Origin of the sequence: Limnoraphis robusta BA-68 BA1, from assembly GCF_034932365.1 — a bacterium.
GTDB classification, from domain to species: domain Bacteria; phylum Cyanobacteriota; class Cyanobacteriia; order Cyanobacteriales; family Microcoleaceae; genus Capilliphycus; species Capilliphycus robustus.
In genome coordinates this window covers 209,200-230,509 of record NZ_JAYGHR010000002.1, presented here as the reverse complement: position 1 = coordinate 230,509, position 21,310 = coordinate 209,200, and the positions used below count along the sequence as shown (strand labels likewise).

Annotated in this window: 19 protein-coding genes and 1 tRNA gene; 13 read left to right on the top strand and 7 right to left on the bottom strand. The window is 41.5% G+C overall.

Features of this window, described 5'->3' with window-relative positions:
- Positions 1–44: 44 nt before the first annotated feature.
- On the bottom strand, positions 45–3,026 hold the full coding sequence (pruA, locus tag VB836_RS02215) for an L-glutamate gamma-semialdehyde dehydrogenase (protein ID WP_323217802.1): 2,982 nt from the start codon (positions 3,024–3,026) through the stop codon (positions 45–47).
- Positions 3,027–3,404: 378 nt separating this feature from the next.
- Positions 3,405–3,596, bottom strand: a complete 192-nt coding sequence (locus tag VB836_RS02210; protein ID WP_323217801.1) for a DUF4926 domain-containing protein — start codon at positions 3,594–3,596, stop codon at positions 3,405–3,407.
- 716 nt (positions 3,597–4,312) lie between these two features.
- Here VB836_RS02210 and VB836_RS02205 point away from each other — a divergent pair.
- Positions 4,313–5,005, top strand: coding sequence for a hypothetical protein (locus tag VB836_RS02205; RefSeq protein WP_323217800.1), 693 nt, complete (start codon positions 4,313–4,315; stop codon positions 5,003–5,005).
- A 28-nt stretch (positions 5,006–5,033) separates the two neighbouring features.
- On the opposite strand, the gene VB836_RS02200 is transcribed toward VB836_RS02205, so the two are convergent.
- Positions 5,034–6,068: a tetratricopeptide repeat protein gene (locus VB836_RS02200; protein WP_049560393.1), complete on the bottom strand. Its 1,035-nt coding sequence runs from the start codon at positions 6,066–6,068 to the stop codon at positions 5,034–5,036.
- Positions 6,069–6,531: 463 nt separating this feature from the next.
- Here VB836_RS02200 and VB836_RS02195 point away from each other — a divergent pair, with 463 nt between their 5' ends.
- From VB836_RS02195 to VB836_RS02185, 3 genes are all read left to right on the top strand, one after another.
- Positions 6,532–6,957: a hypothetical protein gene (locus VB836_RS02195; RefSeq protein WP_046276921.1), complete on the top strand. Its 426-nt coding sequence runs from the start codon at positions 6,532–6,534 to the stop codon at positions 6,955–6,957.
- 29 nt (positions 6,958–6,986) lie between these two features.
- Entirely contained in the window at positions 6,987–8,462 is a 1,476-nt protein-coding gene (locus VB836_RS02190) for an alpha-amylase family glycosyl hydrolase (RefSeq protein ID WP_323217799.1), read from the top strand.
- Between the two features lie 214 nt (positions 8,463–8,676).
- The gene (locus VB836_RS02185; protein WP_323217798.1) at positions 8,677–9,381 is read left to right on the top strand and encodes a polysaccharide deacetylase family protein; all 705 of its coding nucleotides are present in this window, start codon (positions 8,677–8,679) and stop codon (positions 9,379–9,381) included.
- Between the two features lie 14 nt (positions 9,382–9,395).
- Here VB836_RS02185 and VB836_RS02180 read toward each other — a convergent pair whose 3' ends face one another.
- Positions 9,396–9,968, bottom strand: a complete 573-nt coding sequence (locus tag VB836_RS02180; protein ID WP_323217797.1) for a hypothetical protein — start codon at positions 9,966–9,968, stop codon at positions 9,396–9,398.
- A 260-nt stretch (positions 9,969–10,228) separates the two neighbouring features.
- On the opposite strand from VB836_RS02180, the gene VB836_RS02175 reads away from it, so the two are divergent.
- The 5 genes from VB836_RS02175 (at position 10,229) to VB836_RS02155 (ending at position 12,150) form a co-directional block, all read left to right on the top strand.
- Positions 10,229–10,302, top strand: a tRNA-Val gene (locus VB836_RS02175).
- The gene (locus tag VB836_RS02170) at positions 10,294–10,980 is read left to right on the top strand and encodes a tyrosine-type recombinase/integrase (RefSeq protein ID WP_323217796.1); all 687 of its coding nucleotides are present in this window, start codon (positions 10,294–10,296) and stop codon (positions 10,978–10,980) included. The genes VB836_RS02175 and VB836_RS02170 overlap by 9 nt, the downstream gene beginning before the upstream one ends.
- Before the next feature lie 262 nt (positions 10,981–11,242).
- Positions 11,243–11,563 carry a hypothetical protein gene (locus VB836_RS02165; protein ID WP_323217795.1) on the top strand — a complete coding sequence of 107 codons (321 nt, stop codon included), beginning with the start codon at positions 11,243–11,245 and terminating at the stop codon, positions 11,561–11,563.
- Between the two features lie 87 nt (positions 11,564–11,650).
- The gene (locus tag VB836_RS02160) at positions 11,651–11,944 is read left to right on the top strand and encodes an aspartyl protease (RefSeq protein WP_323217794.1); all 294 of its coding nucleotides are present in this window, start codon (positions 11,651–11,653) and stop codon (positions 11,942–11,944) included.
- A 38-nt stretch (positions 11,945–11,982) separates the two neighbouring features.
- Positions 11,983–12,150, top strand: coding sequence for a hypothetical protein (locus VB836_RS02155; protein WP_323217793.1), 168 nt, complete (start codon positions 11,983–11,985; stop codon positions 12,148–12,150).
- Positions 12,151–12,346: 196 nt separating this feature from the next.
- Here VB836_RS02155 and VB836_RS02150 read toward each other — a convergent pair whose 3' ends face one another.
- The 3 genes from VB836_RS02150 to VB836_RS02140 form a co-directional block, all read right to left on the bottom strand.
- Complete coding sequence (locus VB836_RS02150) at positions 12,347–13,999, bottom strand: CAP domain-containing protein (RefSeq protein ID WP_323217792.1); 1,653 nt, start codon at positions 13,997–13,999, stop codon at positions 12,347–12,349.
- Positions 14,000–14,174: 175 nt separating this feature from the next.
- Entirely contained in the window at positions 14,175–14,870 is a 696-nt protein-coding gene (locus VB836_RS02145; protein ID WP_323217791.1) for a choice-of-anchor W domain-containing protein, read from the bottom strand.
- Positions 14,871–14,942: 72 nt separating this feature from the next.
- Positions 14,943–15,863 carry an XDD3 family exosortase-dependent surface protein gene (locus VB836_RS02140; protein ID WP_323217790.1) on the bottom strand — a complete coding sequence of 307 codons (921 nt, stop codon included), beginning with the start codon at positions 15,861–15,863 and terminating at the stop codon, positions 14,943–14,945.
- Positions 15,864–16,208: 345 nt separating this feature from the next.
- Here VB836_RS02140 and VB836_RS02135 point away from each other — a divergent pair, with 345 nt between their 5' ends.
- The 4 genes from VB836_RS02135 to VB836_RS02120 all read left to right on the top strand — a co-directional run bounded on the left by VB836_RS02135 (position 16,209) and on the right by VB836_RS02120 (position 21,265).
- A complete protein-coding gene (locus tag VB836_RS02135) occupies positions 16,209–18,350 on the top strand; it encodes a WYL domain-containing protein (RefSeq protein ID WP_323217789.1) in 2,142 nt (713 codons plus the stop codon).
- Positions 18,351–18,473: 123 nt separating this feature from the next.
- A complete protein-coding gene (locus VB836_RS02130) occupies positions 18,474–18,929 on the top strand; it encodes a hypothetical protein (protein ID WP_323217788.1) in 456 nt (151 codons plus the stop codon).
- 238 nt (positions 18,930–19,167) lie between these two features.
- On the top strand, positions 19,168–20,403 hold the full coding sequence (locus tag VB836_RS02125) for a hypothetical protein (RefSeq protein ID WP_323217787.1): 1,236 nt from the start codon (positions 19,168–19,170) through the stop codon (positions 20,401–20,403).
- 79 nt (positions 20,404–20,482) lie between these two features.
- Complete coding sequence (locus tag VB836_RS02120) at positions 20,483–21,265, top strand: hypothetical protein (RefSeq protein WP_323217786.1); 783 nt, start codon at positions 20,483–20,485, stop codon at positions 21,263–21,265.
- The last annotated feature ends 45 nt before the right edge of the window (positions 21,266–21,310 follow it).

Here is a 21,310-nt window from a genome sequence, read left to right as displayed (position 1 = left end):
TTTTCTAGGGACACAACAATATTGTCATGTCCCTAACTAATATTCTACTCGTTACTAAACCCTTCTATCGGCGCGAACCCTTGACGTTGAATATTTTCTGTTATCGTTCGGGGTTCGAGGAATTGTAACAAATAATCCGGCCCTCCCGCCTTGGAACCGACGCCGGAAAGTTTAAACCCTCCGAAGGGTTGACGGGAAACAATTGCACCCGTAATTCCTCGGTTAATGTACAAATTACCGACTTCAAAATCGGCTTTTGCTTGGGCAATATGAGACGGAGTACGAGAATACAAACCGCCCGTTAAAGCAAAGTTTGTCCCGTTGGCAATATTAATCGCTTCCTCAAAATTCGGCGCTTTAATCACCGCTAAAACAGGCCCAAAAATCTCCTCTTGGGCAATTTTTCCCGTCGGCGAAACATTCACAAATACCGTTGGCGGAACAAAATATCCCGTTTCCGGTGCGGGAACTTGAATGGCGAGTTCGGCTTCTTGTTTGCCAATTTCAATGTATTCTAAAATCCGTTTTTGAGCATTCGCATCAATTACCGGACCAACAAACGTGCTAGGATGAACAGCATCACCCACATTTAGCGATCGCACTGCTTCGGTTAAACGGCTAACAAACGCCTCATAAACGGGTTCTAAAACCACCACCCGAGAACAAGCCGAACACTTCTGACCACTGTAGCCAAACGCCGAATAAACGACACCTGCAACGGCCTGATCTAAGTCCGCACTTTCATCAACAATAATCGCATTTTTTCCGCCCATTTCTGCAATAACACGCTTGAGATGTTTTTGTCCGGGTTGCAACACCGCAGCTTCAGCATAAATGCGAGAACCAACCTCTTGAGAACCCGTGAAGGTAATCATATGAACATCGGGATGTTTCACCAGATGAGAACCCACCGTTGAACCCTTGCAGGGGATGTATTGAAATACCCCGTTTGGTATCCCCGCATCGACTAAAACTTCGGCAATTTTCGCCGCAATTACTGATGAAACTTCCGCAGGTTTTAACAGCGTACAATTTCCCGTTACCAACGATGCAACCGTCATCCCAACAGGAATAGCAAGGGGGAAATTCCAGGGCGAAATCACCACAGAAATCCCACGGGGTTGATAATGATAACGATCCGTTTCTCCGGCGGTATCATATTTATACCCCTGATCTAAGCGTTCCATTTCATCCGCATAATAGCGACAAAAATCAATCGCTTCAGAGACTTCCGCATCGCACTGATGTAACGCTTTTCCAACTTCATAAACCATCCAAGCGCACAACTCATGGCGACGTTGTTCCATCAATTCTGCGGCTTTGCGTAACACCCCCGCACGTTGACGAACCGGTGTCCGTTTCCAAGCCGGAAATGCGGCTTTAGCAGCTTCTAATGCTTGGTCGGCTTGTGCAATACTAATTAACCCAATTTTTCCGACAATTTCTGAGGGATTAGAAGGGTTAACAGAATCAACAAAGGTTTCGGTTTGTTCCCGTTTTCCGTTAATTAAAGGGAGGTAAGTTTGACCTAATTGTTGACGAACGGTTTCCAACGCTCGAAAGGCTTTATCCCGTTGAACGGCATCTGCATAATCACTATCCGGCGCATTCGGAAATACGGGTTTCCAACTGTCTTTAATATTGCTTTCGGTGTTGGGTTTTGGCGGCGCTAACAGTTCTTCTAAGGGTCGATTTTCCGAACTTTGACGCAGGAATGAACTATTAGCAGTATTCTCCAACAAACGGCGAATTAAATAAGACATTCCGGGTAATAAATCGCCGTAGGGACAATACATTCGCACCCGATATCCTTCTTTGGCTAAGGCTTTTGCAAGTTGGTCGCCCATGCCATATAATACCTGCATTTCAAAGGCGCGACGGGGAACGTTTAACGTTTGAGCGATCGCGATGGCTTTAGCTTGAGAACGAACGTTATGACTGCCAATTGCCGAATAGATGTATTGATGATTTTCTAACATCAATTGCGTCAATTCTTCATAGTTCGCGTCGGTTGCCGCTTTATCATTATAAACAGGTTGGGGCCAGTCGTTTTGCATGGCTTTGATGGTTTCTTGATCCCAATAAGCCCCTTTCACCAGTCGCACGCTTACGGGATTTCCGCGTAATTTTGCCCATTCAATGATGCCTTCTAAATCTTTTTTAGAATCCCGCAAATAGGCTTGAACCGTCATCCCGATATCGGTACGACTGCGAAATTCTTCTTCCATCAACAGATTTTTTAAAATGCTGAAGGTGAGATTTTTATAGGTGTATTGTTCCATGTCGAAGTGAACAGCAGCGCCCAATTCTGCCGCCCGACGCAGTAAAATGCGAATACGTTCACTAACTTTTGCTTCGCTTCCTTTGGCGTCTAAAGGGTCAAATTGGGAATAAAAAGCGGTTAATTTAACAGACACTTGAACTTTGGAAATCGGTTGTCCGTCGGCTTCATCAATTTGAGGAATGGTTGACCATTTTTTCGCCGCTTCGCTGAGTTTTTCCATCAACTCTAAATAACTGTTGAGATACGCCTGGGCTTCTGCTTCGGTAATAACAGCTTCTCCGAGTAAGTCAACGGTGAAACCCAGTTTATCTTTCCGCAGTTTTTCTAAGGTGTTAATAACGTGAGGAATGGAGTCTCCCGCAATGTATTTATGGGCGAGAGTTTCCACCGCAGGGGCGACGGTTGTTGCTGCTAATTTTCCTGGTACCGAGTCGGGGTTTGCAAAGTTGAGAAGTTTTTTTAAGGCATCAGGAAGTTCGACTTCTTCTGTGGTAAGATATTCTTGCAGATGAGCAGCGATTTCCGGTTTACTTCGCAGGGCGGGTAAACAGTCGATAAAATGGAATAACTGCACGCGCAGTCCGGGGTTCGCCATCGTCCAGTCAAGGAGTTTATCATCCCAACGCATTTGGTCTTGCAACTGTCCGAGAAATGAGCGCTTTTTCTCTTGCGTTGCGGCGAGGAGTTGTTTAGCGATTTCTTGTGTTTTGGTTTCGTATGTGTCAGGAGCTTGTGCAACCACGGTTAATGTTTCTCCAACAATGATTCTAGATGAGTAACAAGGGAAAGAGACGGTTTACTAGCACTTTCTCTCTCCCTCGTTGGTGAATAGATTCTTTATTCTATTGTACGTCGAAAGGGTCAATTATTTTTAACGTTTTAGAAAACAGAAGGCAATTGATTTATTTTTTCTTCAGTTAAATCAGAGGTAAAATCAGCCACCCTTTCTAAAATTGATTCTCTTGTGTTTTTTGAAACCCCTGAAGATTATCATATTTCGACTGATTTAAAATATAACATTAATCACCCTGACGTTTTAAAGTTGGTTGTGGAATCAGTTTAAAATTTAATTCATTTTTGCCAACGAACGAACCGTCAGAATTTCATCTTCTCTCAAAGGTTAAACCGCATAAATTGGAACAACAATTACTTGAATGGATTCTCCAATTGCATTAAAAACTTCTAAAACATAGCCATCTTCAGCTTCATTTGGATGAAGTACCGTATCAACTAGCATGGCTACATCACCTTTTTTAAAATTATGTTCTGGGAAGTCTTTTGTTAAAGAAATTCGTTGATAGAGTTCAAGCATTACGTTAAGTCTCCTTTTTCGGTTTAAGGGTGATAAACTGAAACTGATTATCTATTTTACGATGAAGCCAGATTGTTACAACTAATAAATACCTCGTCAATTTAGCATCAGGAATAATTGCATCAGACGGGTTTTTCATATATAGCCATTATTTAGTAGTTTATCTATCAAGATTAATGTCTTTATTGTATTTCTACTGTCAATAATAACAGAGCTTAAGTTGACTATCAATTGACAAAATCCTTTAATTGCGTTTGCAAGTTCTTTGACAGAGAGAAAATAATCACTTGACTGAGATGAAATTGTTCATCATGTATTCAAAAAGGATGAGGATAGTTAGATTTTGCGGCTTCAGTGCGATGACTACAAGTTAACTTAGCTTAAACTTTCTTTAACCTGCGAAATCCGGGCTTCAGCGTCTCTATAACTCAGGATAGAGTCGGGAAATAACTGTATATGGGCGTTTTTGCTGCTCGTGACTCCCCTCAACCGAAGGTTAACAGAGGATAACCTGCGGGTTAACTGCGTTATATCGCTATAAGTGCCTAAAACCCTCGCTATTTCGTTAAAATTTCTATCTTAGGGAGGATATATTTTGAATTTAGGTTAAAAATAGGTTAAACTTTGGTGATAAACTTACAGAGTTAAATTCCTACAAAACAAGGATTAGCTTACAGTTGTCAATCCCTTCATTTGTTCACTTTCAATTTTGAAAAATGAAAGTTAATTTTCTCGTGGCTAATTTCAGAAAAGTTGTCCCTAATCAAACCGTTTTCAACTTATTGAAGTTCTATCTTCCCTTCTTTTTGATCTTGTTGGTTTCAGGTTTACAAAATGCTGTTCCGGTTCATATCTTAACGCGCGATGTTTTTGCTGACAAAAATACTCCACCTTATACGGGATTAATTTCTAACCTGGGAGTTTTGGTTTTGTGTTGTAGTGCAGCAGTTTGTCTGTTTACATTTTTTCTACTTCAACCCACAACAGGACAGGCAAAAAAAACAAAAAATTGTCTAGGTTATTTTGGATTAATTTCAGCTTGGATGATGATTGATGACTTTTTTATGCTGCATGATGAAGTGATGCCGCTTTACTTAGGTATTCCTGAAAAACTGGTTATTCTCCTCACATTAACTTGGGTGTTTTTTCATGTGGTTTACTTTAGAACTATTATTTTAAAATCAACTAACTTTAAACTTCTCGGATTAGCTTTTTTATTTTTAGGATTTTCATTATTCATCGATATTCTACCCGGTGAAATTGATTATGTTGGAAATGAAAGCAATCTCTTTTTCCTCCTCGAAGATGGCAGTAAGTTAATGGGAATTGCGACTTGGTGTTTTTATCTATTTAGCACTTGCTCTCAACAAATTTTGTTGTCTCAGAGGCGATACTTATCCCAACATTAACATCAGACATTCAGGATTCGGAACTTTCTTAAAGGGAATTTCGGATATCCTGAATCACCTCTAAGGCTGTTTTTTGTGTCTGAATATCGCCTTTTTGACCTAATAAATCTGCCGCTTTTTGTAAATCTTCAATCGCTTTTATACTCTCTCCCTGTTGATAATAAATAAATCCCCGATCTAAATAAGCTTGGGAATAATTGGGATTGAGTTGAATCGCTTTATTATAATCTGCCAACGCTTTGGGTGCATTTCCCGCTTGCAAATATTCATCAGCGCGATAATAGTAAGCATCTGCATTATTTGGTGCCAGTTGAATCGCTTTATCGTAATTGGCGATCGCTGAAGCATGACTGTTTAATTCGGAATAAGCAAAACCTCGGTTGAGATAAGCTTCTATTTGTCCCGGATTAAGATTAATCGCTTCATTCAGGGTGGTAATCGCTTCTTGATAATCACCCGACTCCATTAATTTCATCGCCTGATTATTCAGCTTAACCGCTTGTTTTGCTTTCTCATAATATTGATTAACAACGTCATAATTTTTCTGATAATCTTGCAGTTTAGCTTGAGCAGCAGCAAATTCCGGGCTATCTTCAGGAATCTTAATCAGTTGACTCATAGCTTGTTGCCATTTTTGCTGTGCTTCTTGCCAAACTTCTGCTGAATGAGGGGGATTTTGGACTAACTTTGCGGCTTCCCAAGCCTGTTTTTTCGCGGCTTCTATACCCTGTTGTCCTTCGGCTTTTTGTTGCAATTTCCGTTCAATTTCATCGAGTTTAGCAGAATATTGATCGAGATTTTCAGTCACCGCTTGCGGTGCGGGAGCAACAACCGGTAAAGTCGGTATATTATCTAAAGTCAGTAAAGCAGATTCGATTTGCTGTTGAGCATTTTTCAGCTGTTCCGGCTGAGAAATTTGATTGAGATCTCCGAGGTTTTCTACCTGGGTTTCTGCTTTGGCAATCACTTGACTCTGCACAGATTTTGTGCGCCAAACCCAACCCAACGAACCCAAGATAATAATACTTAAAGCCACAATCAGCGTTTTAGCGTCTTTCATCATCCATACCCTTCAATGTTTATTAATTGTAGGAATATTGAGGTTAAACGTCTAGCCCATTACTTATGAGATTTTTGGGATAGGAAAATTCACCACCAAGATACCAAGACACGAAGATTTGTTCTTGGTGTTCTTTGTGTTTTTTTAATAAAGTGAGTGATAACTGTAAGCCTGGGAATACCCCCGGTGAGACGTTTGAGCAACTTTCAGACGGGGTAGAATCTTAACGCGGTCAGCCGGAACTCCTGTACTGTAATCAAAGATTACAGCGTCGGCAGGATGGCAGTTTTGTGAACTTGACTCCTCGTTTGGATTTGTCACTGTTGTTATTTTGAGGATTTAACGTCAATACTATACTACAGAACAGGTACGAAACCCTCAAGGGCATTCGTTGACTTTCATCCACTGCTTCAAAACGGTGGTTCTCAGTCAAAGTTTTGTAGATCGCAAGAAGGAGAAATGTTTCGTGAATGCGGCTGAACAAGCAAATAACGTTGAAGTGGCGAGCAAAATTGCATCCGTAGTCAATTTATTCAAAGCGCAGTTTCCCGATGTTCGAGTCGATCTTAAACCCTGGATGAACGATCCAGACACACGAGAATGGGTTGATCCTGACTCCATTGATATTGGCTTCCATTTTCCCGGAAGAAGCCGTTTAATGCAAAGTCGTTGTATTCTTATTCAAATTCGCTTCTATCAAGATCCCTTAGAAGGAGAGCGGCGTGCGATCGGAGTCGAAGCGGCGGGATATGATCACTCAGGACAACAGTGGAAAGTCTCAACGATAGATAATTGGAGTTTTCAGGGAGCAACTCAACCCACTTCAGAAGCCGCCGATCAGCTAAAACTATTTTGTCGTCAGGTTTTCGAGTTATTTAATGGTGCCAACTGAACTTTAATTTTGTTAACGAGGAGAATTTTGTGATCAATTCCGTTTCCTATCCGAGTCTTTATCAAGTCAATACTCGTGTTCGACTCAGACAACTTTCTAATCAATTAAATCGTCCGGCTACCTTAAATGATATTCCCGACACTGAACTCGATGAATGGGTAAATCTAGGATTTAATTGGATTTACTTTTTAGGAGTTTGGGAAACAGGACTTTTAGGGCGAAATGTTTCTCGTTCTCACCCCGGTTGGCGTAGAGAATACGAAGAACTGTTGAGTGATTTACAGGAAGATGATATCTGTGGTTCTTGTTTTGCCATTACTCGTTATCGCGTTAGCGAACTTCTCGGAGGTAATGAAGCTTTACTACGACTGCGGAAACGTCTTCAGCAACGCGGACTCAAACTGATGCTGGATTTTGTTCCTAATCATACCGCACTCGATTGTCCTTGGGTGGAGGAACACCCGGATTTTTATATTCAAGGAACCCTCAGTGATCTCGAACAAGAACCGCTCAATTATGTGCAGATTCCTTTAGCTGGAAAAAACCCCGTTTTTGCTCACGGACGCGATCCCTATTTTCCCGGTTGGCCGGATACTTTGCAACTCAATTATCACAATCCGGCTGTTCTTAAAGCAATGTTAGCAGAGTTATTAAAAGTTGCTCAACTTTGTGATGGGGTTCGCTGTGATATGGCGATGTTAATTCTTCCTGAAATCTTTCAACGGACTTGGGGAATGACTTCCGAATTATTTTGGCCAGAAGCCATTCATCAGGTGCGAAAGCAACATCAAGATTTTGTGTTTATGGCAGAAGTTTATTGGAATATGGAATCGAGGCTACAACAACAAGGATTTGATTTTACTTATGATAAAAAACTCTATGATCGCTTAATCGGTCAACAGACTGATCTGGTGTTAGAACATTTGTGGGCTGATGTTAATTATCAAAGTAAATTAGTCCGGTTTCTTGAAAATCACGATGAACCTCGAGCAGCTTCAACCTTTTCCCCTAGTGTTCATCAAGCTGCTGCTATTTTAACTTATCTTTGTCCGGGTTTACGCTTTTTTCACGAAGGACAATTACAGGGTTGGGCTAAGAAAATATCGGTTCATTTAGGTCGAAGTTTGGAACAATTAACTGATCCAAATTTGGCATCTTTTTATCATCAGTTATTAGCTTGTTTACGTTTACCTGTTGTACAGAGTGGCAACTGGCAATTGCTTAATTATAAGCCAGCTTGGACCGAGAATTGGACTTGGAAGAACTTCACGGCTTTTACTTGGCAAGGAGATGAAAAACGCTTATTAATTGTTGTTAATTATTCGGCTTATCCCAGCCAATGTTATCTACAACTTCCTTTTGATGATTTACAAAATAGAACCTGTCAACTCAAAGACTTAATGAGTGAGGCTTCTTATGAACGTCAAGGAAATGAATTATTGTCATCGGGTTTATACTTAGATTTACCTGCTTGGGGTTATCATGTTTTTGATTTGACTATCTAACTTAACGGGCGGGACTGGTTATTCAATTCACAATTCTATTCAGAAAAAAACTCAATCAACCCGCCCCGACAAGAGTGACTATAAGAAACCAAATCTTTGAAAAATCCGAGTTTTTAAGTTTTAGCCGGATTTATTGGATTGATCAGTGAAATCGTTTATAGACTCGCAGGAGTTTGAAATTTTCTTGAATTTATCCTATTTTCCGTGATCAGTTATGTTCTTTTTTCCTCAACATTTAACAACTCTAGTCGCCTCTAATTTTCCCGATGCGTTGTTTTACAAACCCACAGTTAATCCGATGATTGCTTTAACGATTGATGATGTGGGTGATCAATCAACTCAACTCATTCTTGATGAAATTTTTAGTCACAACCAAAAAATAACCGGGGTTGAAAAGCAAGTCAAAGCTACATTTTTTATCACGACCAGCTATCTTCAGGGAAAGCAAGATGCGATAAAAAACATATTAGAACAAAACCATGAAATCGGCAATCATGGAGTCTTTGACCGCACTCATGCTGACTTAAACCCTCGGGAATTTGAAGAAGAATTATGGAAAGCCCATCAAGAATTAACTCAAAACACAGAAGCCCAGATTAAATGGTTTAGACCAGCGCGAGGTCGTTACAACCCAACAATGGTTAAATCTCTGCATCATCTCGCACAAACTGAAGGATATAATCGTCAATTTGCCCTCGCTTCGATGATTCCTCTCGATACCTTTGCATTCACAGAAAATCCACTATTTTCAGCCCAATATATCGCTAGATTTATATTTCCTGGGGCGATTTTGGTACTGCATGGCGGTTCAGTACAACGGTCTAATAACACCGTTCTCGCCTTAAAGAAGATCTTGCTTGAATTGAGTCAAAAGAATTACCGAGTTGTCAGCTTGACTGAGCTTTTTAATCAAGTTTAATCTCATCTCAGTAATTAGAGTAACCATGTACTTTGAGAAAAGTCATCAGAAGAAGTTTTCGGCTGATTTTGAACATGATCAGGGCGACGAATTAACTGCGGAAGTTTGGCTTTTTGAACGGGTTGAGCTTGAGGTTTTTGATGAGCTTTTAGCTGTTCCTTTTCCGTTTTGATAGCTTCTAATTCTGCCATCAGCTTGGCGTTGTTTTCGGAGAGTTGAAAAGCCGCTTTTTGAGCCTTTTCGAGTTCTTCAGTAACATCATTGCGTTTAAGTTCTTCTTGAAGTTGAGCAATTAATTTAACTTTTTCCTCAACTTCAGACTGTAGATGCAACACCTTCTCTTGTAAACTTTGTTCGTTCTCCCGAGACATTTCTAAAGCTGATGTTAATTCAGTGATCTCAGATGTTAATTCAGTGATCTGAACTTCGAGATCCGCTTTAGTCGGGTTCTTGCGTCGCTGAGGAGTTTCAGTCCCTTCTTCTTGAACTTCGGTAGAGACAACTTCTGCTTCTACGGTTTGGACTTCTGACTCGTTAACTTTCTGAGCTTCCTCTTTGACCATATTTCCTAGACTTTGTTTAGCCATGATGTTCTCCTCCGCTTTTATAATGGTAGGGTGGCTCGGTGGCTCCAGTTCGTCTTTCTAAACATTTTGGCGATGCCACTCAAGAGTTGACACTATCGTTCAATCTCAGTTTACCGTCTCAGCGTCAGAGTTGAGCCAGTCACAGCTCATCAATTCTCTGTAGAGTTCTCCGAGAGCAACATCTGCTCGAAAAATATCTGCGAAATAAGCTCTAGAGATTGCACATCTGAGAAAATCTGTGCTATAGTTATAACTTGTTCGGACGCATAGCTCAGTTGGTTAGAGCGCCACGTTGACATCGTGGAGGCCACAGGTTCGAGTCCTGTTGTGTCCATCAACCCCAAACCCTTACATTGATGAGTTTGCGGGTTCGCGATCGCTAAACCAAATTGATGAGAAGCTGGCTTTAAAGTTCTCGGGATGGTTGCAGGATAATCAACAGTTATCCCCGCGAACCACCAAAGAACATCTCAGCCTCCTCAAGGCGGCTTTTGCTTATGGAATGAAGAACAAACTGGTTGGGGGAAATCCTTGGACGGAGGTGGTGAGTTACTTCAAGGTTCCACCCAAACAAATGCCAGACCCGTTTACCCTCGACGAAGTTCGGGCAATCATTGAGGCGTTTAGAAATCATTCGGTCTACTCCTACTATTATCCCTATGTGGAGTTTTTGTTCAGAACCGGATGCCGAACTGCCGAGGCAATTGGACTTCAATGGAAAAACCTCAATCCCAATTGTACTTCGGTTTGGATTGGAGAAAGCTTGAGTCGGGGTCGAAGAAAAGCGACAAAAACAAATCGGGCGCGAACAATTCCTCTGAGCGATCGCCTGTCGGAGTTGCTGCTGTCCATTCGTCGGGTACCGATGGTCAAAGAAGAGTTGGTCTTTTTAACTCCCAAGGGAAAACCGATAGATGATGGTAACTTCAGATATCTGAGCATGGCAACCGATTTTGCAGGATTTGGGAATCGAGTACCGCAAACCCTACATCACCCGCCATACTTTTATTAGTCACGCCCTCGCCTCTGGTATGAATCCGATGGAAGTTGCCCAAATCACCGGACATGATCTTCAAACTCTCTATGACAACTATGCAGGTTATGTCAATAAGACCCCACAGCTTTTCGATTTTTAGGTGGGACTATATTTTTGCGATCTGTTAACGGGCCACGATGTCAGAATATTTTATGAAAACTACGCAGGGTGTATTGAATCAAGACCCCGACTTCCCGATTTTCTCAATCCATAAAGCACAAATTACCTCCTAACAACCATGACCACTACTATCAGTAAGCGATCGCGTAGAAGCCCAAAACGGGGAAGAATTTTTGAAACTGAAGCTCCCCCGCAGCAACTTGAATATGAACGCAAACGCACCGAGTTGCGTCAACGGGCCAGAACACATTTTGAGTGTTTGAAATTGAGGTTGATGTCTTCTCATCCCGACGAATATGTTTCTATTGAACCCGAAACGGGGGTTTATTTGGTCGAAGCGGACTTTGAAGTTTTATTGTGGCGTTGCCAGATCTACTTTCCTCAAAGTCCAACCTGCATTTTTGGCATTAACGAAATGGGAACTTGCGGTCGCCTATGACGATTATTCAAGGTCGATTCGGACCAGGAGGAGTGTGGATTTTTGAGATTGAACTCGTCACCAGCGACGGAGAACTTATAGCTGTTGATGCGGTTGTTTGATTCCGGGTTTTCCAACGGTTACTTGGCATTAAACGCCGCAGATGTGTCCGCTTTGGGCTGGCGCTTGCATCAACCGGATGTGGAACTGACTACCGCCAATGGTTTGAGTCGGTTTGATATTGATCAGGGAAAAGTCATTATTGGCGGGAAAACTTGCGTGATTCCCGTTCATGTGGGACGGGGGATTCCAGATATTTTGTTGGGGTTGAGATGGCAAAATCAAGCCCGAATCACTGTTGATTACAGGGCGGGAATTCTCACCCTGGAAATGGAAGCTTAACCGCTCCTCAAACTTAGAAATTAATAGGGGTATAATCTATGACTTCAACGTTAACTCAAGAAAGTCTAGAGCTAGAGCAGGAGTTAAATCGCAAGCATGAGAAGTGCTTGCAGCAACTTCAGAAACGCCAGAGTTCGGTTAGAACCTGCTTATCAAAATTGGTACATTGCTATAGATCCCGACAAGGGATGATTGATTTAATCTGACGATCTAAATCCAAACATGAGCCGTATTGATCCCTGATCAAATCCCGCTTTGAGGTGAACTTGTAGAGATATTTTCAGCAAATGTGAACTTAGAAGTAGAGGGGGGGCAATGTCCCGATATAGATTGCGATCGCCATGCAACCTATGCTTTTACCCAAGTCAAGAGTCCGATCTGTTTTCCAAAAACCTCAATCAATTACGCCCCAAAAACCTGTGTCCAATAATGATTGTAATTAACAAGTCCCTGGTCATTTTCTAAATAGAAATAACCCACACCAATCTCTGTATAATTGGGATTTAGTAAGTTCTCCCGGTGTCCTAAACTCTCAATCCATCCCTGTACAACATCCTCTGGACTCAAATAACCTGCACCAATATTTTCACCGACAAAAGAGGAAGGATATCCTTGAGCTTGAGCGCGAGAACTTGCTGTCGAACCATCCAAACCCGCATGACTAAAAAAGTCTTGAAAAGCCATATTTTCACTGTGTTGTTGAGCCGCATTCCCCAACTGAGAGTTAAACATTAACGGTTGCAAACCATTATTCTGACGGAAATTATTGGTTAACTCTATGACTTCTGAGACCCAAGAAGAAGGCGGTTGATCCTCTATCGGTTGCTGTGAAGAACCGGAATTGTCTTCTGGTGGAAGCCCAAAATTACCTCCTGAAAATCCAATTGGCGTTCCGGTTGGATCAACTTCTTCTCCAAACCAAATCACTCCATATCCCTGATAAAGACCCACGCCTAAAGCATTCCATTCTCGATTTGCCCATTGTTCTTGATTGAGGATAACAGCGTTATGTCCCGGACTATTTTTCCATAAATCAAAAGCATCTTCTGCGGTTAAAGTTGATGTATTAAAACCACTATAACCTGCGGCATTTTCATAACCATTTCCCGGATAACCCGTATTAAATCGCTGAGGTGCCGTCCACATATTTGACCAAGTGTTGGGATCGTCTCCACTGTAAGGAGCATCGCTCCAAGCATGAGTCAGTGTACCAATATTTTCTGCTAAATCTAACACATGACGATTAGCAACAGTGGTCAGTGCTTTTGAAGCAGGTATGGGGGAAAGATTATTTTCAATTCGGTATTCATTCACAAGGTTATAAAGTTGCAGTTCTTCCGGTTCCATTCCATCCAAAGAGGAGGGAGCATAAATATTAAATAACGGGGAGATTTCCGAGGATTCAAACACAACGTTACCGAGAAAATCATTTTCTGTTAACTGACTCGGAAGAATACCATCAAGTCGTGCAAGTTCTTCACCTGTAGAACTCAAAACTAACCGAGTTTGATTATTTCCTGACGCTTCTACTCGCACTTCACTCCCATCATTTGGGAGTACAATTAAATCAATACTGGGTTCAAAATCCGTAATCAAATCTTGACTTTGCTGAGGTTGTAACAAGAGGAAAACATCTTCACCCCTTCCTCCCGTTAAAGTATCATTTCCTAAATCTCCTGAAAGGGTATCATTTCCATCTCCCCCAAACAAAACATCATTGTCTCGACCCCCGAATAAGCTATCATTTCCATCACCCCCATAAAGTGTATCATTTCCCAGATTACCAAACAATAGATCATTCCCTTCTTCTCCTTGTAAAATATCGTTATCTTTCCCGCCAAATAAGGTGTCATTACCACCGCTTCCCCACAACTGATCATCCCCTGTATTCCCTAAAATTAACTCAGGATCACTCGAACCAAAAACAGTATCATTCCCCCCTAGTGCTAATAAACCTCCTGGAGAGTTTGATAACTGACCGGGAAAAAGAGAAATCGTTTCTGAAGAATCACTTCCCAGTAAAGCACCGATAGAAGCATCTGGAATTAAAGTCATGGTTGAACTTCTCCTGATTAATTTTAGGCGAATATCTAAGGTTTGATTTGGGTCAATCTACTCTTTTTTCTGTTTTAACTCAGTTTTTTTCAACCCCGGAATAACTTTACATTTTTTATTGGGGGGAGGTAGAAATCGGGTGAGTTAAAGTCAGAACAAAGAGTGTAGTTTTTCTTTAGGACTCAGAAAGACGACGAGATCTTATTCCTATTAAACTCAAAATAGCCAAACCAACAAGTAAATTAGGTTCGGGAATTTCCTTAGTTTTATTTCCTTCTGATAGTTTAATTTGAAAAGCTAACTGAGACTGAGTTGGGGTGATTTCTTCCCAAGTCATGGTAGATTCTCCTAACAGTTTAAAACTCCCCGCCACATCAGAAATTTGCAGGATATCTAATCCCCCAGTTTCAGCAATAGCATGAGATTTCTGATTCAAAGAAACTCCATCAAGTTGTAAATTACTGAGTAACATGGAACTTCCGGCTTGGGTGGCACGGGTACGCAAAAAGAAATCTGAAAAAGGGTTATGATAGGTGTGGGTTAATGTGCGATCGCCGATAGTAAACTCAACGAAATGTGAAACGGCATCGTAGAATAATTCAAAGGGGTAAGCTACACCAGAAACCCAATTAAATTGGTCTGTAACTTGCGGATCACCAGGGTCAGATTCGTGTAAATTAAGTTCATAAGTTGCGGTTCCATTATTATCGCCAATTCGTCCTTCTGCAACGAACGCCATATCGGAAATTAAAGCGTTCATTTCGAGATCAGAAGACAAACGAGTTAAAGTTACTGCTTCTGCTGATAATGTACTGACAACTAAACCGAATGTGCTGAAAAGAATAGTTCCAGCAAGTTGATGAAATTTCATTATGATTAACTCCAAAATAGGTGTAACCTGACTTGTTTGGTGTTGTATTTTTCAAGTCAGGTGAAGATGAATTTAACCGAGTTTTGAAAGGGGAGAATTTTCCCGTCGAAGTTTAGAAGCACCCATCAATAAACCCACAGCAACGACAGATAAAGCGGTTGCGGGTTCGGGTATGTCAGATGGGGTTGGGGATGGGGGTTCAACGACGAAGAATTGATTAACCATTGCAGTCACATCATTATCGCATTCGAGCGCAAGATGGGCGGTGAAGGAACCGTCTGGAAGCAAAGAACGAGCTACACTAAAGGCGAGGGTTTGTGTACCGATGGCTCCAAATTGACCGAAATTTAATCCTAAATGGGTGAGATCATTAATCAGATTAACCTCGCCAATTTTAGTCCCAGAAGCGATAACATTTTGAATGTGATGATTGGGATTAAAGTAAGGATCTTCTGCACCCAAATCCCCTATTGTTGGGTTTCCGCCCTTGCTTCTTACCCAATTATTATAGCTTCGTAAACTGGCATCTGTTAACAGCAAGCCGTTTTCTTGAGCAATTGTTTTTGCTGTGACGTTATTATATAATCCCAGTTCAGAGACGCCGGAATCATTATTATTTGCCCAACGAATGCCAAAAAGTTGAGCCGCACCACTAGCAACGTCTAAGGTTTGTCCGGTAAAATTGAGGAGTAAATCGCCCCATCCGACATGATTATCCTGAGCATACTGACTGTCTGTTCCCTCGTAGGGTAAATGACTATTAACAGCAAAAATGACTTCATCTGCGGTTTGTTTCATCGCCATTCCGTAGATTTCGTAAATCGTACCGCCGACATGATTACCGGACATACTATCATTAAAAGAATCGATGCTGTAATACCAATCCCCGGATAAAACTCCTGCATGAACGGTTTCTGTTGAGAGAAAGGGAACTAGATTAATACTCGCAGCAATTAAACCCACTGTTAGGGTTTTTGTATATGAGTTTGCCATGTTTTTAATGACCTCGCGATAAAGATAGCAGACGGTTAACGTGTTTGAGAGTAATATGAGGTAAATCTGACAAAGCGATTACCAAAAATCATTTTTAGCTGTACATTTGAGATAAAAACTCACTGAACGCTCAGAGATTTTTAGAATATCCCTCCGAATTTCACCCCCCCCCCTCGCAGTTATACAGAAATTATGACGGAGGTTGAGAAAACAGCAAGGCAATTTCATACTATTGACGTTTTAGAAGACAAAATTTAAATCCAAATCTGAAAAAAATATAGAAGATCAGTATTGAATTTCCAAAATGAAGGAAGATAGTTTATTGACTTGTTGACTCTCAAACCTATGCTTACAGACGTTCATCACATTCTCATGGGTGTACCGAGTAGCGGAAAATCAACCTTCGCCAAACACTTGGCGCAATTAGATCAACGCTATTGTATTGTTTCTACGGATGATATTCGCCGAGATTTATTTGGGGATGAAAGCATACAAGGAAATTGGGTTCAAGTTGAAAATGAAGTTCTTCAGCGCATCAAAAATGCAATAAGTTTAGAAAAACTGGTGATTTATGATGCCACTAATGCGAAACGAGCATGGCGACTAAACTTTTTTGAAAAAATTGCAGTTACAATAGAAAAACCTCTGATTTGGATGGGTTGGCATTTAATCACCCCATTAGTAATTTGTAAACAGTGGAACCAAAATCGCACCCGTAAAGTTCCTGAAGGGGTAATTGATGAATTGGCTCAATTCCTGACAACATTTTCCCCCGATATTGCCGAAGGCTTTCTGGGAATTAAAAATATTAATTGTTCGGAGTTTTCTTTGAATTTATCACAACTTGAGCAGATTATTAAACAATCCTACTCCTCTGATAAAGCGCGTAAAAGTCGAACTGCAAACTATACACTTCATCCCTATTCTCGACTTCTAGATTTTGAACGATTAATTTATTTGATTTCCCTGATTATTCAATATCCAGGTTTGGGTCAACTTCACGAGACTCAACCGGAAAAACTCCAAGAAATTTTTAATCGAGTTCCTCAGTTTGATAGGGATATCGATGAAATTTGTGGCGTGGTGTCGCATCTAAAAGGAGAAATTTACAGCGATAAAAATGTGATCGCTCAAGATTTAGTAATGCTTGAAAACCTGGGATTTTTCAACCTTTCTGATGAACAAACAGATTTTAAAATTCACCCTTTATCGCAGGTAGAAATTGAACAGTTTAAAAGTCAAAACTGGGGATGGCATCGCTATTCAGATTTGGAACCTTTTCAACGATTAATGAAGCTAATTCGTTATATTGCCTATCATCCTTTTCAAATCTATAAACCCACACAAAATTCTTCACAATATAAACGTCAAACCCAAAAACAATTCATGGAACAATTGCAAAGGGAGGCTGACCTTTGGGGTCACTCTTTGGATAGCGTTCAACGGGATATTGAAAAGGTGTTAAAGCCCTATGGTATTTTACCTCAATTTAGTCTCAAACGGGGTTATTTTCTAGGAACTGCTATTTTTTCGGAATGGGAATTAAAAAAGATCTACGGACTGTTACAGGCTCAAAAGTTTCATTTAGATGATCCGGTGGCGGTGGAAATGACAGAACTTTTTCAAAATCGAATCGAGTCTAGTCGTTTGCTGGAGTTAGAGACAGTTTATCCAACTAGAGTAATTGGAAATCGAGGAATTGTCAACCCGAATTTTTTACCCTCATCTGCTCTTTTTAAAAATTTAGAACAGTTGGAAACGGCGATCATCGAAGGACAGTTGTTAGAATTGCAATTGTTTAGAAAAAGTGGTCGTTTCCCCGGTCAAACCTTAGACAGGTTTACCGCTTATCCGTTGCAAGTGGTGTTTCATAATATTGCTTGGTATTTGGGCTATGAAATTCAAGATTTAGAGCAAAAAGGACTGCTACATTTTGAACGGTTGGATCGGTTGTCTTTAGAAAAGATTATCGATCAATCTCGTTCTCTTGAGGAACAACAGGCGGCTTTGAAACAACTTTCAAGACTTTATAAAGCCAGTGCGGGAATTTATTTGGGTGCTAGTGTAGAAGAACAGCAGAAATTTCTGAGTCTAGATGTTCAACAACGAAAGTCTGTAGAAATTGTAGTTGAATTGTGGATGAGTGATTATATCTTTAAGTTTGTTAGCGAAGGGAATCAACGGTTTTCTCGAAGTCAAATGAAAATGTCTCATCGGGTTTATGAAGCGACAACGGAAACCGATAAAACGCTGTTTTCTCTTAAACCGAGTTCTGATCCGATTTTCCCCAACCGTTTTCGGCTGACACTCCCCCGTTGGTCACTCCGTGATATTGATTTAAAACGTTGGGTGTTAGGATTGGGTGGACAGGTGAAAGTGGTTCATCCTCCTGAATTCATTCAAATCATTCGAGATGAAGGAAAAGCGATCGCCGAAAATTATCAGAAGGATTGTAACCCCTTGACAAAAGCAGAAACAAGCGAATAAACTTTAAAAGGATACGCTGTTAGCTGACCGCATCAACCCCTAGTCCCAAACGCTACTTTTTTTTCGGCGGGGACAAAGCCGAAACCCTTTCTCGAAAGGGAAACACCACAAAAGGGATTGCGGATGATGAACAGCCAACACGATCAAGCGACTGCGATCGCTCAACTGCAAAGTGAGTTGCTAGATATCCAATGGGATGGGCAACAAATCCTAGAAATTAATAGCCTTTCCCCTGGGAAAATTCAAGTTCTCAATCGTTCCGTCTCCGTGCTGGTTCCGACCACCATTGATGCTACAATTCCAGCAGATACCCGCTTGTACGCCGAACAAACAAAGCAGTTCATGGCGGAACGGTTTGGAGGCGCGATCGCTATTGAACAAGAAGGACTCTACATCAGCCCCCAGTGGGGAATGATTCGTGAAACCACCATCGCTGTACGTTCCTACACCACAACAGCCAGTTTAAAACAGCATTTCCCGATGCTACTCGGCTTTGTGCGTTACCTGCAACAAGAACTGCGACAAGAAACAATGGGAGTTGAAATGGACGGAAAACTGCTGCTCATTCAGTTTGAGTAAACGGGAAATCAAGGGTGAGTTGAAGTCTTGGTTTCTCAAATCTTGATTTCAACAACCTCCTTTAGAAAAAAATAGAATAGACCTGTTGACAAAACCCCAAATCGTGTTAGAGTAAAGATACCTTCATCAAGACAACCCAATATCTGGTTAAACCTGTAAGTTTTGGCACTTTTTTTAGCCCGGACTTAAGTTCAAACCGAACTCAGCCCAGGGCTGCAAAAGCGAACAGGAAAAACCAATGAACCACCGCCAGTCTGACTTTCCGACAGCTAATTTGCAGGCTTCCAGCCCTCAAAAAACAGTAGAAGACCTGATCCTGTACATTGAGCAAAACGGCAAGTATGCTGAGTTAGTAGAGAAAGCGAAAAACCCTAGCCCAAGCCAGAAGAAGCCTAAAAAACTCCGAAACCTGATTAAGCAACTCCAGGGATTAGTCATTGCTAACCCCAAAGACTTTCGGGGTCGAGCTATTGTCTCCCATAACTTAGCAAAAGATAGCAAGCGCACTGCTTGTTTAGTGACCCTTAGCAGTGTGATTAATGCGGCGACTAGCTTTCCACTGCTGTACTATGCTTTCAGAGACTTAGGTGTTCTAGGAGTTCCGGTCACGCTACTCGTCAATGGTTTGCTTCTCAAATACACCAACGGTGCAGCCACAGCCGTTTCTGCTCGAAAACCCTATGGTCGTTCTTGGTCAAATTGGGCGATCGCAGGCATGATATCCATTAATACAATTCTATCACTAATCGCCGCAGTGGGAACCGAACTCTTACTCAACCCATCCGGTTTAAGTCAACTCAAAGCCCAAGAATTATTCGCAGAAACAATCAACCGGGTAGAAAGCCTCAAACAACTAGACAGCCCTCAATACAAAGACGCTTTAACCCGATGCGAACAAGGGGAAAAAGAACTCAACCGACTGCATCAAGACCACCCCCGCAGACAATCCCTATTCGTGCAACTGTACGGAACCTGGGAACAACAGAACAGCAACTGGGAAACAGTACCCCTCGAAGAATTACCCCTCTGTCCGAAAGCTTCTCGACTCGCTCAACAAGCTTACCAAAACTATGAAACCGCCAAACAGGAACTCGAAGAAAGCCTCGCTATCCGGGTGAAGATGGGGAACGACTTGGCATTCCTCCAACAACAAAAGCCCCAAGTCTACCAGGAACACTTTACCCCCGACGGTGAACTCCGCTCCGGTATCGAAGCCACTCGGCTGGCTATTATCAACTTTCGCACCAAATTAATTCAGGGAAATTGGTCTAGCTTAGGCTTTCACCTGTTCTCCCTGTTAGTCTCCATCATCACCAGTGGGCCTGCTTGCGGGATGACTATCGCCCTCAGTCTTCGCAAAGATACTCGCCAATCCTTCAGTGAAACCGTTGAACTGCAACGAAACATCTGGCTAGAAACCCGACGCCAAGAACTACGAGAACTGATGAACCCAGAAGCAGAATTAAACGATTAAACCCCTGGCATTCAAGGCGTTTTTCCTAACCTCTGTCCCTCAATTCACATCACTTCAAAAAATAGCTGGAGATTTAACCATGAACAGACAAGACTCCATTTCCTCCAACGGTTCCTCGCAGTTCAACACCAATAAAGTATCCCCCCTCCATTCCATTTCAGTTCCGACTGAAAATCCTCAAAATTCCTCCTATAAAATGCGGCTACTCAGCTTATGGATAGATGAAATGAAAAAAACCGGAAGAATTGATTACCCAGAATTAGTTCAATACCTCAATCAAGTCTACGAGGTCGAAAATACACCAGATGGACAGTTATTAATGCCCCAACACTGTGAGGGTTTAGTCGAGAATTTAAAAGCAGCACAAGCTGATATTCGCCAATCCGCTCAAATGATTCAGTTAACGCTCAATCAGTTGACTGATGCGATGAATCATCAGAGTTTAACCCCAGAAAAACAACAAGAATTAAGAGCGCAGATTCGGGAAAAAACCCAGCAATTTCTACAAGGAGTAGAATACCTAATCGATATTACTCAATACTATGTCTATGAACCTTCATCCTTTTGGCAGAAATGGATACGCCGCACAGAAGATAGTCAAGCAGAAACCCTTCGCAAATGGATCAACGATCTCAATTATATCCGCCAGTACATCGCTCAACAAGTCCAAATCGGACGACTCCCTGGGGAATTTCCAGACCATCATCTCAATAGCCAAAATCTCCGACGACTCCACAAATACTTGGAAAATGCACCAGGTTTAGGGGATTTATTAGGAAACTTTGTTCAACAGGCTTTGCAGCATAAAATCGCCGGGGGAACTCGCTTTAAACTGCCTAAGCCCTTTCACAAAGACTCGTAAACAATCAGACAATTTCAGCAAAAATCAATTCTAAAAACACTAAAA